The organism is Solimonas sp. SE-A11 (genome assembly GCF_030345715.1).
Lineage (GTDB): Bacteria > Pseudomonadota > Gammaproteobacteria > Nevskiales > Nevskiaceae > Solimonas_A.
The window spans coordinates 48,501-63,654 of the sequence record NZ_JAUASX010000009.1; the positions used below are offsets into that span (position 1 = coordinate 48,501).

Annotated in this window: 15 protein-coding genes and 1 pseudogene; 11 read left to right on the forward strand and 5 right to left on the reverse strand. The window is 60.8% G+C overall.

Annotated features, from left to right (window positions below; translation table 11 throughout):
• Positions 1-82 precede the first annotated feature (82 nt).
• Positions 83-679 (forward strand): DUF3275 family protein, encoded by a 597-nt coding sequence (locus QT386_RS11755; RefSeq protein WP_289273959.1) that lies wholly within the window; start codon positions 83-85, stop codon positions 677-679.
• Between the two features lie 901 nt (positions 680-1,580).
• Entirely contained in the window at positions 1,581-1,769 is a 189-nt protein-coding gene (locus QT386_RS11760) for a hypothetical protein (RefSeq protein ID WP_289273960.1), read from the forward strand.
• A 26-nt stretch (positions 1,770-1,795) separates the two neighbouring features.
• On the opposite strand, the gene QT386_RS11765 is transcribed toward QT386_RS11760, so the two are convergent.
• Both QT386_RS11765 and QT386_RS11770 read right to left on the reverse strand, forming a co-directional pair.
• Positions 1,796-2,242: a hypothetical protein gene (locus QT386_RS11765; RefSeq protein ID WP_289273961.1), complete on the reverse strand. Its 447-nt coding sequence runs from the start codon at positions 2,240-2,242 to the stop codon at positions 1,796-1,798.
• An 11-nt stretch (positions 2,243-2,253) separates the two neighbouring features.
• Positions 2,254-2,478, reverse strand: coding sequence for a hypothetical protein (locus tag QT386_RS11770; protein WP_289273962.1), 225 nt, complete (start codon positions 2,476-2,478; stop codon positions 2,254-2,256).
• Between the two features lie 112 nt (positions 2,479-2,590).
• Between QT386_RS11770 and QT386_RS11775 the strand changes: the two genes are divergently transcribed.
• The 6 genes and pseudogenes from QT386_RS11775 (at position 2,591) to QT386_RS11800 (ending at position 8,230) form a co-directional block, all read left to right on the forward strand.
• Positions 2,591-2,938 (forward strand): hypothetical protein, encoded by a 348-nt coding sequence (locus QT386_RS11775; RefSeq protein WP_289273963.1) that lies wholly within the window; start codon positions 2,591-2,593, stop codon positions 2,936-2,938.
• A gap of 74 nt (positions 2,939-3,012) precedes the next feature.
• Positions 3,013-3,300, forward strand: a complete 288-nt coding sequence (locus QT386_RS11780) for a hypothetical protein (RefSeq protein ID WP_289273964.1) — start codon at positions 3,013-3,015, stop codon at positions 3,298-3,300.
• Positions 3,301-3,342: 42 nt separating this feature from the next.
• Positions 3,343-4,443: pseudogene (locus QT386_RS11785) on the forward strand (DUF6094 domain-containing protein); the annotation flags it as partial.
• Between the two features lie 227 nt (positions 4,444-4,670).
• Positions 4,671-5,114, forward strand: a complete 444-nt coding sequence (locus QT386_RS11790; RefSeq protein WP_289273965.1) for a DUF6573 family protein — start codon at positions 4,671-4,673, stop codon at positions 5,112-5,114.
• 61 nt (positions 5,115-5,175) lie between these two features.
• Positions 5,176-5,835 carry a hypothetical protein gene (locus tag QT386_RS11795; protein WP_289273966.1) on the forward strand — a complete coding sequence of 220 codons (660 nt, stop codon included), beginning with the start codon at positions 5,176-5,178 and terminating at the stop codon, positions 5,833-5,835.
• Between the two features lie 109 nt (positions 5,836-5,944).
• Positions 5,945-8,230, forward strand: coding sequence for an SNF2-related protein (locus tag QT386_RS11800; protein ID WP_289273967.1), 2,286 nt, complete (start codon positions 5,945-5,947; stop codon positions 8,228-8,230).
• 45 nt (positions 8,231-8,275) lie between these two features.
• On the opposite strand, the gene QT386_RS11805 is transcribed toward QT386_RS11800, so the two are convergent.
• Positions 8,276-9,997 (reverse strand): alpha/beta hydrolase, encoded by a 1,722-nt coding sequence (locus tag QT386_RS11805; protein WP_289273968.1) that lies wholly within the window; start codon positions 9,995-9,997, stop codon positions 8,276-8,278.
• Between the two features lie 476 nt (positions 9,998-10,473).
• The gene (gene lexA / locus QT386_RS11810) at positions 10,474-11,121 is read right to left on the reverse strand and encodes a transcriptional repressor LexA (RefSeq protein ID WP_289273969.1); all 648 of its coding nucleotides are present in this window, start codon (positions 11,119-11,121) and stop codon (positions 10,474-10,476) included.
• Between the two features lie 200 nt (positions 11,122-11,321).
• Between lexA and QT386_RS11815 the strand changes: the two genes are divergently transcribed.
• The 3 genes from QT386_RS11815 (at position 11,322) to QT386_RS11825 (ending at position 14,600) form a co-directional block, all read left to right on the forward strand.
• Complete coding sequence (locus tag QT386_RS11815; protein WP_289273970.1) at positions 11,322-12,101, forward strand: phage Gp37/Gp68 family protein; 780 nt, start codon at positions 11,322-11,324, stop codon at positions 12,099-12,101.
• A 14-nt stretch (positions 12,102-12,115) separates the two neighbouring features.
• Positions 12,116-13,285, forward strand: coding sequence for a three-Cys-motif partner protein TcmP (tcmP, locus tag QT386_RS11820; protein ID WP_289273971.1), 1,170 nt, complete (start codon positions 12,116-12,118; stop codon positions 13,283-13,285).
• 82 nt (positions 13,286-13,367) lie between these two features.
• Complete coding sequence (locus tag QT386_RS11825) at positions 13,368-14,600, forward strand: three-Cys-motif partner protein TcmP (protein WP_289273972.1); 1,233 nt, start codon at positions 13,368-13,370, stop codon at positions 14,598-14,600.
• A 38-nt stretch (positions 14,601-14,638) separates the two neighbouring features.
• Here the strand turns inward: QT386_RS11825 and QT386_RS11830 are convergent, their stop codons facing one another.
• Positions 14,639-15,154: a hypothetical protein gene (locus tag QT386_RS11830; protein ID WP_289273973.1), complete on the reverse strand. Its 516-nt coding sequence runs from the start codon at positions 15,152-15,154 to the stop codon at positions 14,639-14,641.

The window sequence follows — 15,154 nt, forward strand, 5'->3', positions numbered from 1 at the left end:
CCGGCATCTACAATGCCCTGGCGGGTCTCCCGCCCGGGGGCGCGCTTTGCCAGGGATTTTCCATCCAACCGCAAGGTGCGTCATGTCCCTCTTCAAACTCAGTGGTGTTCTCACAATCCGCGCGATCAACGGGTCGCGCGGCACGTTCAACGTAGGCCGGTTAATCACTCCCATCGGTGACTTCGCAGTGAAGTCGCCGGCGATCGAGGAGTACGAGCCCGGCAAATACGAGGGTGAGTTCGGAGTATCCCGAATCTATCCCTCGCACTACTTCGCCCATGGGCGCCTGGTTGTGGAGGTTCGTGCGGACGTCGCGTCGATTGCGCTGGCGTCGATCGCCGATCTTCCCACGGAGGACCAGGCCCCGATGGAGGAGCAGGATCCGGCGAGCGAGAAGCTCACGCCGCCTGCGCCTGCCGCGACCCCGGTGGAACCTCAGACCCCGGTGGCTGCGGACGCGGAATCCGCGGTAGAAGCTCGTGCCCCTGCAGGGGGGGTCGCCTCGGCGATCCCAGCGGAGAAGTCCTTCCAGGACCTCTTCGGCGAGCTCTGGCCGCTACAGGACAGGGTGAAGCTGGATCCCACCGTCGACCGGATGCAGTTCCGCGCACAGCGGGACGCGCTGAAGGAGATGGGGTATCGCTTCCAGCCCTTGGGTCAGGTCTGGGAGAAGGCCTAGCGCCTTCTGCCGATGGGGTGAATCCCCATCGGCCTTCCCGGAGTGCTCAGGTGAGCGCTGCGGGAAGGCCGATGGTCTTCGTTCACCTCACCGGTTGCTCGCCGCCGGTGACCGGGCGAAGCCCCTTTGTACGGCTGATAACCGTGCCCGATGACTTGCTGAACCCATGCGCCCCGAACTGATGGGTTGAAGCGCGCGAGGTGACCCAACGGGAAGGTCACCGGCGGCGCCTTCTGAGGGGCAAAGCCTCATACACGCATGACCGGCACATTCACGCACTCGGCCGGCGGCAGGAAGTAGCAACGCCGTTGTCCGGCTGCGCCGCGACAGCGTGAGTCGAACCAGGCTCCGCGCGCGGTATGGCGCGGGGCTTACCGATGGACGCCGCCAGGTGCCCATCGGTAAGCCTTCCGTGAGGAGGCCCCACTTGCAAACGAACCGCCTCGGATCGGGAAGGGCGGAAGGTCGCAGGACCTCGATCCTCATATGCAATCACGGCCCAGGGCCTGCTTTTCACAATCAGACAGGGAATCGTCCAGCTGCGTCAGGCAACGCGGTTGGCGGCGCCGGCGGAACTCGCCGCCGGCGGTGTCGGGGATCACGTCAAAGCAGTGTGTCGCTGCGACAGACGTGATTGGAATGCGCCGGCCGGTGAAACACTCCGGCCGTCTTCCATCCTTTTCCGGGAGGCTCTCGTGCGAGCCTGCCGAAAGAGGGTGTTACCCGTGCGACTGCGGTCCAGTCGAGCCCTTTAAGCAGCTGCGGTTTCGGTAGCGCTGCGCGATCGAAAGATCGTGAAACCCCTTGTACACGTCAGGCCATTCGTGGCCTTCACCCACCGGTCGGGAATGCACGTTCCTGACCGGAACGTGCTGCTCCGGCTTTCTCCAGGAGTTGCACGATGGTGAACTACCTCGACCTGAAGTACCTGGTCAAAGTAGAGAAGGACCTGCGTGCGGCAGCTGATGACCCTCAGCTGGCGCCGCAGATCAAGGCCTACCTTGATGCCAATCCTGATGTCCGGGATGAACTGGCCGATGTCTATGTGCGCGCCTTGCGCACCATGGAACGCCAGCAGAACGCAGGCTAAAACCTGCATCCACTCTGTCAGTCAGGTCAGCCTTCGTTGCTGACCTGACTGATGGGGTTTTTGAGCTCCGCCCAATCGGGCGCGCCGAGGATGGCAGTTCGGAGCTTCAGCAGCGCAGCGATGCGACCAGGCTGAAGCAGCGAGCGCAGGCTGTCCTCTGCAGAGTCTTCACCCGGGGCGTCTGCACTTGCCCCTAGTTGTCCTTCACGAGAATCCGGTCGTTCGCTCCTGCTGGTCGGGGAGCTAGCACGGTCGGATGCTTCGAGTATGTCGCTGACGGACTGGTCGATCAGGCCACGGATCAGCTGCTCCTCGGGAGTGTTCCCGGGATACAGCAGCTTCTGTTGTTCTGCGAAGCGACGCAGACCCTCCGGTGTTCGCACACCGGCGGGTATCGCGTCGCACCAGTAGCCGATGCGGCGTCGATCTAGATCAGTGAGCCGGATTTTCCCGGTGCTAGTGTCAGTCAACATCGACTGCGTCCTCAATGCGTCTGCTGTAGGGGCGGGGCTTCGCTCTGTACCGTGTCGCGTAAGCGCTGCAAGGCATCTTCGCGTCCTGGCGAACCGAGGACTCGGACGCCAGCGACGATTGCGGCATGAAACTCTTCTGCCGGAAGCGGCTGGTCGGGTTTCTTTCCTGCCAGCTCCAAAAGCAGTCTTTCAACTTCAGACGCCGCAAGCGTCAGCTTTTCGACTTTGATCGCCACGTTCCACTCCCTGTGAGAAGGCAGCGTTGGCGAGTGTACCTCAACCCCGCCGGGGACATCCCCGGCAGGGGCGTGTCTTCCGGAAACCTTCAATTGTCACAAGGAGATTCCCATGGAAGTCACGTTCTTGCAGTGGAAGTGCCAGGCAGTGTTCGGGAAGTACCGCAACGGCCGTATCGCCATCCAGCTCGTCGCCGCCGGCGATGCATCTGGGGACGTGGAGGTCATGTGTGGTGAGCCCATCGCTACTGCCACGGTCAATGTCGACCGTATTGCCCTCGAAGCCGACGAGGTCCTGATCAAGGACTACGCCGAGAACGAGGGCATGTCGGATGCGCTGGTCGCGGCTGGCTTGGTGCAGCCCTTGCTCAAGGTCATTCACATCGGCGGCTTCCAGGCGCAGTGCGCCATTGGTCGCCTGACGCCCACGGCCCTCCAGGCTGCGGGCCTCGCTCACTAGCTGTTCCTACCTCAACCCCGGCCGGGACTCGATCCCGCCGGGGTCGAGGTCTCCGGCCTCTGCTGGAGATCCTCATGCCTCAAACCTTCAAACCGGGCCGCTTCCGCGGCTACGAGTTGTCCCCCGTCGTGGAAGTGCCCGGCGAGGGTCTCGTCCCCCAGCAGTCGCTCGAAGCGGCGGAGGCGCTGTCGGACCGGGTCATCTGGTCGCTGTACGGCCACCTCCCGGAGGGCGGCGTCAGCATCGTGGGCGACTTCGATGACTACGCCGCCGCGGCAGAAACCTACTCGCGCATCACTGGCCTGGTCGTCCCGGAGAACCTGGACGGCCGCCGGCTGCTTCGCTTGCCACCGGGTCCCTGACCTGTTCCACCTCGAGGGAAACCTCTTACCACCACGGAGGCCACTATGGCTCTGATGTTCCAGCGCCTGGCGCGCAATTTCATCAAGAACGGGTATTTCCCGACCGACGCGGAGACCACTTCGCGCATCCTGTCCGCCATCGAGCCTGCAGCTGCAGGGGAGATGCGGATCCTTGACCCCTGCTGTGGCGAGGGCGTGGCGCTGGCCGAGGTGCGCGAGCACCTGGGGCCGACGCAGACCGAGGCCTTCGGCGTCGAGTACGACGAGGAGCGTGCCTGGCACAGCAAGCAGCTGCTGGACCGCTGCATCCATGGGAACTTCCAGGAAGTGATCGTGGGGCGGCGGCAGTTCGGGTTGCTTTGGCTCAATCCGCCTTACGGCGATCTGGTTGCCGATCGCTCGGGCGTCACCGAGGACCGTTCCGGCCGGAAGCGGCTGGAGAAGGTCTTCTACCAACTGGCCTATCCGCTGTTGGTGTTCGGCGGTGTCCTGGTGCTGATCGTCCCGCACTACGTCCTGGATCGGGAGTTCTCGACCTGGCTATCCATGCACTTCGACAACCTCAGGGTGTACCGAGCACCGGAGCAGCGGTTCAAGCAGGTCGTGGTACTCGGCGTGCGCCGACGTACCTCAGATGCCATCGCCTCGGCCGAGGCGCGCAAGCGGCTGGAGTCCGCCGGCGCCGGCGAGGACCTGCAGGAGCTGCCCGAGCGCTGGTGCGAGGGCTACTACCGGGTGCCGGCCACACCGGGCGAAGCGAAGTTCGCCCTGGGTGTGGTCGAGCCGCGGCAGTTGGCGAACGAGATCTCGCGGATGCCGACGCTGTGGGACCAGTTCGAGCTGCGCTTTGCGCATGCCGAGCAGGCTCATCGCCGGCCGCTGCGCGGGCTTTCGCGCTGGCACCTGGCGCTGGCCCTGGCCGCGGGCCAGGTCTCCGGCGAGGTGCGATCGGCCGATGGCCGCGTGTACGTGGTCAAAGGCGACACCCACAAGGAGAAGGTGGCCAAGGTCGAAGTGGAGGAGGGAGACAACGGCTCGATGCGCGAGGTGAGGATCCTCACGGATCGTTTCGTTCCGACGATCCGCGCGATCGACTTCACACCTACGTCACCGACCTTCGGCCGCGTGCTGACGATTCGGTGAAGCTGTCCTTGGCGCCGCGCATCTGCGCGGCGTCTTTCCAGAGCGCCTCACGCTGTGGAAAGACGGTTCCCACCGTGGCGACTGCGGTTCAGTCGCAAGCAGCTCCGGATCGGGGAGAGCTGCGGGCCGCAAGGCCTCGATCCTTGTTCCATGTCGGCCCTCACAGGCCATTCCCTGCCGGGGATCTCCCGGTAGGGAGCTCTCCGGCCTTCACGAAGGAGAGTCGTATGTCTCAAGAAGCAGATAGCGGCCGGAAGTCCGGCCCCCAGCCGGATTCCATTTTCGGGCCGGTGGTCTTCAGTTACACCCGGGCACAGGCCCTCGCGGATGGCGTCCTGGTGGATGTCTCTTCCACGGCGGTCGAAGCCGGTTTCAGGTTCCCGGTCGCGGTCACGGAGGCGGTCTGGAAGGACTGCATCGAGTGGTCGGAGGCGGATAGCCAGCGACAGGTCCACCAGGACCAGTCCGGCCGGCTCTGGGATGTGCTGTTCATGGCGTATATCGCGGTCCGGACCAATCCCACGGTCCAAGGCTTCATCAACTACGGGATCGTCCGTGTTCCGAGGGACGGGCTTACCCGTCGCCCGAAGAGAGTCGAGCTCAAGCTCGTGCTTTCCGGCGGCGATCAGGGCGAGCCCGTGCTCACGATCATGCAGCCGCATGAGGACTGAGAGGCGCGCGGGCGGGGCTGACGGCCTCGCCCGCATTCCAAACTCGACATGGAGGTTCACGATGTCCATTGAAACCAAGCCGGCGTCGCCGGCGGCGGCACCCCTGATGGAGTTGGTCGAAGCGCCTGGGCTGTTCGCCGATGCGCTGCTGACCGACGAAAGAGGCGGGCTACTGTTCATTTCGCTGTGGGGCCGCGACACCGCGGTGCAGGAGTTCCTGGCCAGACTCTCGGTCGATGTGTCCGAGGGCGGCCTGCGGACCCTGCATGTCGAGGGTCCGGCAGGTCGCGTCCAGGTTCATTTCGACCGGATGCCGAGCCTGGAGAAGCACACCGGGCGCCTGCCGCCCAGGAACCTCTTCGGGGACCTGGTGCAGCTGTGGATCCACGACAAGCTGGCGACGGAGCCCGACAGGGCCAACCGGCGCGCGCTGCTGCTGCACAGGCCGCGCTTGAGTCGTCATGATGCGACGGACGCCTGTCTGTGGGGCCTGGTGCGAGAGGTTTGCCATATCCCTTTGCTGGAGGGATGGCGGCAGCCCGTACTGACGCTGTTGGAACTGCACGGCTGGCTAACCCCGATTCCAGGCATCGGCATCGATGCTTGGCGCCTGGAACTCGGGAATCCACGGCTCGATGCGGAAATCTCCCAGATGATCCGGGGAGGGGTGCTGCAGTTGTCGGGAAACGCTGCACAGGGCGGGATGGCCAGGTTGGCCTGATGTAAACGCCGCGCAAGCGGCATCGCTGTACTTAACGACCCGACGGGGCATGCGCCCTGTCCAGGGCCGTGCTCCGTCGGTTCTTCAACCAACCGATAGGAGTTTCACGATGGAAGATGCACTCGACACCGCGGCGGTAGCCGCAGAGGACCTGGTAGTGCCGCTGCAGGAGTTTGTCGCCGATTTCGGAGACGGGCTCCTCGATGCGGTGTCCCGCCAGAATCCGCCGATCTACGACGGCAGCAGGAATCCGGCGCGGGACGCGGTGATGGATGCGCTGAAGCGCAAGCCCTTCGAGGCACAGCGCGACGTGGTCCATGCCGTGACCCGCCTGCTGGTCGACGCCGGCGACCCGGCCGCGGTCATCAACGCGGAGATGGGCACCGGCAAGACGATGATGGCGATCGCCGTGGCGGCCGTCCTGCAGCAGGCGGAGGCCTTCGGGCGTGTCCTGGTGATCTCGCCGCCGCACCTGGTCTACAAGTGGCGTCGCGAGATCCTGGAGACCGTCAAGGACGCCAGGGTCACGGTACTCAACGGGCCGGACACGCTCCGGCAGCTCCTGAAGATGCGTGCGGCGGCCGCCGCCGGCGTGGGCAGCACCGGGAAGGAGTTCGTCATCCTGGGCCGCGTCCGTATGCGGATGGGCTTCCACTGGCGCCCGGCGGTCGTTCCGAGGCGGATGCTGGTGCCACAGGCAGAAGGACAGCCGCCGGTGCCGGCGGCCGACCGACTGCAGCTGGCGGCGAGCTGCCCGCGCTGCGGGGAGCACGTCCAGGACCTGGACGGCAACCCGGTGCCGGTCTCTGTCTTCACGGAGGACCGACGCCTGGCCTGCAGCGCCTGCAGGGAGCCGTTGTGGACCTTGATCCGGGGCGAGTATCAGCCCCGCAGCCGTGCGGAGCTCGTCGCGCAGGCGCTGTGCCAGATTCCGACCATTGGTCAGAAGACGGCGCAGCGGCTGATCGGGGAGTTCGGCGAAGAGCAGCTGGGCGGCATGCTGGAGGACAACGTCTACGAGTTCGTGAATCTCATGAACGCGGAGGGCGAGCTGGTCTTCAGCGATCGGCAGGCTCGACGGATGGAACGGGCGATGGCGACGATGGAGTTCTCTCTGGGGCAAGGGGGCTACCAGGCCACAGAGTTCGTGAAGCGGTACTTGCCGGACGGGTATTTCGACGTCTTGGTGGTCGACGAAGGGCATGAGTACAAGAACGAAGGCTCTGCCCAGGGTCAGGCGATGGCGGTGCTGGCCAGGAAGGTCCGGAAGGTGGTTTTGCTGACCGGCACCTTGATGGGTGGCTATGCCGATGACCTGTTTCACCTGCTGTGGCGGATCATGCCGGAACGGATGATCGAGGACGGCTTCCGCTACCAGCGCGGCAGTCTCGGGCCCGCGGCGATGTCCTTCATGCGCCGGCACGGCGTGCTGAGGGACATCTACAAGGAGTCTGATGGCGGTGCGCACAAGACGTCGCGCGGCAAGCGGCTGACGGTGCGCACGGTGAAGGCACCGGGCTTCGGCCCGAAGGGCATCGCACGCTACGTGCTGCCCTACACGGTGTTCCTGAAGTTGAAGGACATCGGTGCCAACGTGCTGCCGCCGTACCAGGAGCACTTCACGGAGATCCGCCTGGACGGGGATCAGGCCAAGGCCTACCAGATGCTGCAGGCGACGTTGACGTCAGCGATGCGGGAGGCGCTGCGCAAGGGTGACAACAGTCTCCTGGGCGTGGTGCTGAATGTGCTTCTGGCCTGGCCAGACTGCTGCTTTAGGGAAGAGGTGGTTCGTCATCCGCGCACGCGCCAGGAGCTGATCCGGATTCCGGCGCTATTCGGCGCCGAGTCGATGCCCAAGGAGCGGGCGCTGATCGACCTCTGCCGCCGGGAGAAAGCGGCAGGCCGCCGCGTCCTGGTCTACACGACCTACACCGGTACGAGGGACACCTCTAGCCGGCTGAAGGCCTTGCTCGAACAGGCCGGCTTGCGGGCGGCGGTGCTGCGTGCGTCAGTGGAGACCAGCAAGCGTGAGGACTGGATCGCGGAGCAGGTAGACCGTGGCGTGGATGTGGTTGTCACCAATCCGGAGCTGGTGAAGACCGGGCTGGACTTGTTGGAGTTTCCGACGATCGCCTTCATGCAGAGCGGCTACAACGTCTACACGCTTCAGCAGGCGGCGCGGCGGTCATGGCGCATCGGTCAGAAGGAAGCGGTCGGCGTGCACTTCTTCGGCTATGCCGAGACGACGCAGATCGCCTGTCTCAGGCTGATGGCACAGAAGATCGCGGTGAGTCAGTCCACGTCAGGCGACATGCCCGACACAGGCCTGGATGTGCTGAACCAGGACGGCGACTCCATAGAGGTCGCATTGGCAAAGCAGTTGTTGGCGGCGTAGTTAAGGGCCGGCTCGAAAGAGCCGGCCCTTCCATTCGCGATGCAGCTACTGTCTCTGCGATAGACCTATGTCCTTGCCCTCCCAGAATTTCTGTTCCCACCATTTGTAGTCACCAAAATCTCCGTGATTTTGCGGTCCCTGTTGAATCTCTGAAGATCCTTGGTACCCGAAGGCCGTCAGGAAAATTTGCTTCTGTACATCCGGCGGAAAAACCGTTTCCGCTGCGCGAGTAATATTCCACCACGAGCCCGCAGTCCTATCTGTAAACGCAGAAACCTGTTCGAAGTACAGGTCGATCCAGTTGAGCAAGCTGCCGTTTGGGATTGTGCCCAGAAGCCAAGCCTTCGTTTCCAGTAGCTCGCGGTATGGGTCAATGGAAAGATTGTAGAAGCGGGCCTCCGGATTGCGGCGAAGAGTGGGTATCACCGCGTTCGCCACATCCTTGACGCTTGCGGCAGCACCCATGTACACCACGTTCTTTACGTTCAGATCGCCGTTCTGCGTCTGGATAGTATTGGCGACGATCGATCCCATGCTATGACCCACGAGCGTTACCTCCGGGGATGGCTCAAGACGCTCCAATGCATTGAGAAGCTTGGTTAAGGCCGTGTTGTAGTTTCCACCCCCCTGGGAGCTATAACCATAGTAGGACTCTTCTCGCTGGAGAAGAATGTCGGCGCGTCGCTTCATAGACGTCCACATTCCCGTGCCGAACCCGTCGATTAGGGGGGCGGTGACCCATTTGATCGGGTTTGCCAAAAGCAGGCTTTGGCCAACAGTCACCCCGGCATCGTTGCCGCGCTTGCACATTGTGAAGAGCGGTGGGTTGGGAGGATTGCTGTCCTTGTCTTCAAATTCTCCGTGATCGCAACGAGGGACTGGACCTTCGTAGTAGTTTGCTCGGACCGATTCGTACCCTTGCTCCTCGGTAGAGGTGAAGAAGTAACCCGTGGGAATCGTTCGCTGCTGCTGAAACGTTGTCCAGGCAGCCCGTGGCGCCTTGCCGATCGCGCGGAATGCGTCCTCAACGAAAATGGCGGGTGGGACAACAATGAACTCGGGTACCTTGGTCAACGTTGGTCGGTGTGCAGCCTGGCCGTAGTGGTCAATGAAATAATGAGCGGCAAGGTTGGCCCAAGGCCCCGAACGCCAGCCGACGAAAATCGGATAGTGACCATCGTTGAATATCTCGTCGCGGAGGTCGGAAGCCCTGTTGATGGCTTTCGCGCGTATGTTGAGTCCCCCATGTATGAAGATCGTAATGTCCTTGACTCTATGCGCGTTGGCGCAATAGGTGCGCAGAATGTTCATTACGTAGGCTTCCTCCTCCGTTGCATCCAGCGGAGACGCCGGGGAAAAAGAAGCACAACTCAGCGGATCCAGTGACACGCGAACCTCACATCCCTCGGATGTAATCACTGCGCCGGGGGAATCGCATGTCTCGTCAGTCTTTGAAAATTTCTTCACCTCTCGGCGTCCCTTGCTAAACAGGCGGCTCGCCTGCGTGGGTGGAGGGATGGAAGACTGATCTAGCGGCTTTTCATGATCATCATTCAATGCCTTTGCAGCGGCGATGATCTTTTCTTCTTCTTCGGGTGAGCGAAAATTGAGCTTATCGGTTCCTGTCTCGGGATCGTACAGATTTCCCGATGAGTTGATGTACAGGAGGTTGTTGCGAATGTCCCCCAGGCCATATTGAGAATCTATTGGTTTAATCGCGCAACCACCCAGCGCCAAGGCGCAAAGCACCAATGCCAGTTGTCTCATAGTTTCCCCTCGCACCCCAGACACTAAATTGGAATTTTTGATGTGTTGGCCATAGATCGAAGGCCGTTTCCAGTTTGCCAATCCCCGCACTACGGTCAAGTGGCTCAGGAAAGAGACACCTGATTCGGGTGTCATATGAGGGGCCATCCCTGTAGCGTAGGGTTTAGTTGGAAGTTGGAGCCAGCTCTGCAATTGCTTCGGGCGCCTGGCAGCATGTCTGGCTGGTAGAGCAGAAGCGCGCATGTAGTCAGTCCACATCGGGCGACATGCCCGACACCGGCGTTGATGGGTTGAATTAGTACGGGGACTCCATCGAGGCGGCATTGGCGCAGCGGTTGCTGGCGGCCTAGTTCAGGGCAGCCTCGAAAGAGCCGGCCTCTTTTGCGTCTGTTTTGAAGAGGCAGTTGAATGCCTTCTCGGCTACCTAGGTTTCACAGAACATGCTCGCAATGGCCCAACCAGCAGGGGCAAGCTTCTCAGCGTTGCCCCAGTGCCCGCGCCCGCACCAGGCCGCAATAGACTCCTATAAGCTGGATGGCATCTCGGTTGCCCATGAATGTCATCGGCGCGAACCGCTGCTGGTCATCGTTTTCAGAGAGCAGTGAGATCCTGCCTCCACTACGCCGTAGAGTCTTGAGCGTAAGCTCCGGATCGTTGGTCTTTGCGTGGGTGATGACGGCGGCCACGATCTGTCCGTTCTGAACGGAGTCCTGCAGGTGGATGCCGACCAGGTCGCCGTCATGGATACCGGCATTGATCATCGACTCGCCGGACACCCGGAACAATAGGTCTGCCGGCGGATCGAACAGCTTCGGCGACACGTCGATGTAGTCAGCTACATGCTCTCCAGACGTGACCGGGGCGCCCGCCGCGATGCGGCCGATAAGCGGCACCTGCATCGACTTCGCGGCGACCTGCGAGGTTAGCCGAATCGAACGCCGGCTCCCAGGCTGCCTCGACAGCTCGCCGCGCGCTGCGAGTTTACCGAGCAGCTTCGCGGCATTGGCCGGAGTAAAGCGGAAATGTTCTGCAATCTCGTAGATCGTCGGGCTTCTGCCTTCGGAAGCCTGATAGTCCCTTAGGAACTCCAGAACAGCAGCTTGCCGCGGAGGGAGGTCGGCCATCGACAGCGATTCAAATTTGGGGGTATACTTATATATACCCTACCGAGCGGAGGCGTTCAAGTGTCAGCGCGTCTTGCCACCAGGGTGCCGTGATCTCAGTGAGCAGTAGGGCTTGCGGCTGGGCCGGTTTCTGTCGACACGCCGCCTCGGCGTTGGTATAGATGCCGAAACTACAAGGCTGTTTTACTTGGGGAAACGACATGGCGGAGTCTCAGATCGAGTGGACCGACGCCACCTGGAATCCGGTCGCCGGGTGCACACTCGCGAGCGCAGGGTGCAAGAACTGCTACGCGATGAAGATGGCTCGACGACTGGAGGCAATGGGCGTCGAGAAATATGCCGGCCTCACCAAGAAGACCGGTCGCAATGTGACCTGGAACGGTATTGTTCGGGAGGATCCTGAAGCGCTTCAGATTCCGCTTTCCTGGCGCAAGCCACGGAAGATTTTCGTGAACTCGATGAGCGACCTCTTCCATGTCGATGTCAGCGAGAAGTTCATTGTGGCAGTCTGGGAGGTTATGAGACAGACCCCTCAGCATCACTATCAGATTCTCACCAAGCGGCCGGAGCGGATGAGCCAGCTCGTGCGGAGCCGCAGGATTGCAGTGCTGCCGAACGTTTGGTTGGGCACCAGCGTGGAAAATGCCGAAACGACCTACCGCATCGACGAGCTGCGGCGCACGCCAGCTGCGATTCGTTTTGTCTCCTTCGAGCCACTGATCGGGCCGGTTGGCCGCGTCAATCTGAAGGGCATCCATTGGGCCATTGTCGGCGGCGAGAGCGGCCTGAAAGCTCGTCCCATTAAGGAAGAGTGGATCGACGAGATTCACGCCCAGTGCGACCGCTTCGAAACTGCGTTCTTTTTCAAGCAATGGGGCGCTTGGGGTGGCGACAATCAAAAGCGCTCAAAGAAAGCTAACGGCCGCGTATATCGCGGACAGGTCTGGGATGAGATGCCAACTCTCGGAATGCCTGGCTGAAGAAGGATTTTCCGGTGGACATCGATGAGGACTATGTTGGTCGCGAACAAGCGCTCGTCAAACATAACCTGTTGAAGAGTTACCTCGAAGTCGTTCTCTCGATCATCGGCGTGAGCAAGCAAGCGACCAGGATCACCTATGTCGACTGCTTCGCTGGGCCTTGGGGGCCGAAAGGCACAGACCTGAAGGGCACGTCGATCGCGATCTCCCTGGAAATCATTCGAGGTGTGCGGGAAGCGCTGCGAAAGCTTCCCAATGTTCCGCCAATCGATTTTCAAGCGATTTACATCGAGAAATCTCCCGGCGCGTACGCCAGGCTTTCCGAGTACCTGGCTGCCCACACGCCTCAAGGCATCCGGAGTGTTGCGCTGGAAGGCGACTACCGAACCCGAATGGATGAAGTGATGCGCATCTGCGGGGGCGGATTTGCATTTTTCTTCATTGATCCCAAGGGATGGTCCGAGATTAGGATCGAAGATCTGGCCCCACTTCTTCGACGTCCGCGCTCAGAGTTTCTCATCAATCTTATGTACGACTTCCTCAACCGAGCGCTGGGGATGAAGGCTTTCAGAGAGAAGGTCGAGCTGGTTCTTGGAAAGCTCACTGATGAAGAGTCAGCCAGCTTGGCACACTTGGAAACAGCGGCTAGGGGCCGGTTCGTTGTCGAGAAGTATCGCGCGTCTCTAGAGAACGCAATGGGTGGCACCGGCTCAAACAGTCCTCGGTCGTATAACGCCGCGATTTTAAAACCGCAAGCTGACAGGGTTCTGTATCACTTGGTATACCTGACGCGGCACCCTAAGGGTATCGTCGAGTTCGCTAAGGCTTCAGAGAAGGCGGAATATTTGCAGCGCGTGGTTCGCATACAGACAAAAAGGAACCAAACGCTGCAATCAGGGCTGTTCACGGCCGAAGAGGAGGCGAGTGCGGCGGTCCATGGTGGCGTTAGCATTCAAGACGTGAAGTCTTACTGGCTAGCAAAAATGCAGAGCGGCAACCTGGTCTGCGATGAAGCTTGCTTGGCCGACGCCCTCCGCGATACCGGTTGGCTGGTTTCGGACATCCAACGGGCTTTCTCGGAACTTATTGCTGAAGGCTTGGTTGAAAATCTCGATGCCAGAGGGCCTCGACGTAGTCGCCCCGTTCATTTCGATGAGAATGAGCGCCTACGGAGGGTTGTCTGATGCGCAAAGATTCACGAATGAGGTAATCGCTAAGGAGAAAAGTCAGTGCGCGGATGAACTGACTTGCAAGGGGGATTTATCCATGACAGCAAAGCCGTACCGATTCGTCGAAGGCGCGGTACTGGAAGATCACACTAAAAAGAAGCACGACGTACTCAGTCAGTATTTTCGCCAGTACTTGATCGTTCGTTGCCAGCTTCCGCAGCAGGAGAGGTTCCGGCTTGCAATCGTGGATGGCTTCGCGGGTGGTGGCCGCTATGCCTGCGGTTCGTATGGATCGCCGCTCATCTTCGTCGATACCTTGATCAAGACAACGAACGAGATCAACACACGTCGGGCCGCAAATGCGATGAAGCCCATCCAGATCGAGTGTCTCCTGATCTTGAACGACATCGATCGATCCGTTGTGGAGGTTTTGAAGGAGAACCTCGCGCCTCTGGAAGCTTCGGCCAAAGTCGAGGCGACGAACCTGCGATTGGTGATCGAGTACCACAACGACGCATTTGAGACGATCTACCCGGTCATTAAAGCCAGGATCAATAGCGCAGGTTGCAGCAACGTCTTCTTTAATCTGGATCAGTGCGGATACAAGTTCGTAACGTCCCAGTTGATTCGAGACATTATGGCGTCTTGGAAGCGTGCAGAGGTGCTGCTCACTTTCATGATTAGCACAATCTTGGCCTACCTATCGCCTGACAAAGAAAAGTCCCGAGTGCCTTTGGAGGCCGAAGTCCAAGCCAGGATCGATGCGATCAAGGCCGATCAACAACTCCTGACTAAAAGCAACTGGCTTGGTGTTTGCGAAAAGATCATTTTTGAGCATCTCCGCGAGTGCGCTTCATTTGTCAGCCCTTTCTCTATCACGAATCCGAACGGCTGGCATTACTGGTTGATGCATTTCGCCACGTCGTATCGCGCCCGGCAGGTTTATAACGATGTGCTCCATTCGGACGGTTTGTCGCAAGCGCACTTCGGCAAGTCTGGCCTTCGAATGCTGGCCTACGATCCTCTCGCAGGTTCAGGCCAGCTCTACCTCTTCGATGGCAGCTCGCGTCAGAAAGCGATTGATTCATTAAATGAGGACATTCCTCGATTTATTGCGGAGTCAGGCGATTCACTTTCAGTCGAAGAGTTCTACACCGCGGCTTACAACGAAACTCCTGCTCACAGCGACGACATACACCGGAGCATCATCGAATGCACGGACATCGAGGTAATCACTCCCAACGGGGGGCGGCGCCGTGAACCACACGCAATCGACATCGGGGACACGCTGAAGCTGAAGTCGCAGAAAAGTTTTGTGTTTGGCTTCTAGGAAGGCCTCAAGGTACGTCGACGGACAAGAACGATCGTCTACCTTGTGTCCGTTGCCGTCGATCGCTCTGCTGGTCGGAGCGCCTGCGTCGCTTGGCTGAGTGAGGCCTGCAGTTCGTTCCAGGCATCGAGGTGCGCCATGCAGGCGCTGCAAAGTCCTAGCTTGTAGGTGTCGTTGCAGCTATGCCAGCTGCAGGGCCCCTCTTCGGTCTCGCAGCCCATGCTGTCGGTACAGCCGCAGGCGATGCAGATCCAGTCCAGGGCCGCTCGTCCCGGATTCCAGAATGGAGCCTTGGCGCCCTGGCAGTCCGCCGGCGTCGCCAGCACCAGGCGGGAGGCCCTGACGGGGACGGGCTGGAGCTCGTCGCCGATCGCGCGCGCGAGCAGCGCGATCTCCAGTGTCGATCCGAAAGTAATCGCCGCCGGGATCGGAGGATTTCCAGCGGACCAAGCGGGAACGCCATCCTGCAGTCCGATCAAGGTTCCCAGGCCTTCATGAATGGCTAGATAGCGGTGAGGGGCGAGGGGATGAGGGGCAATCGCGGGCTTTCCCAT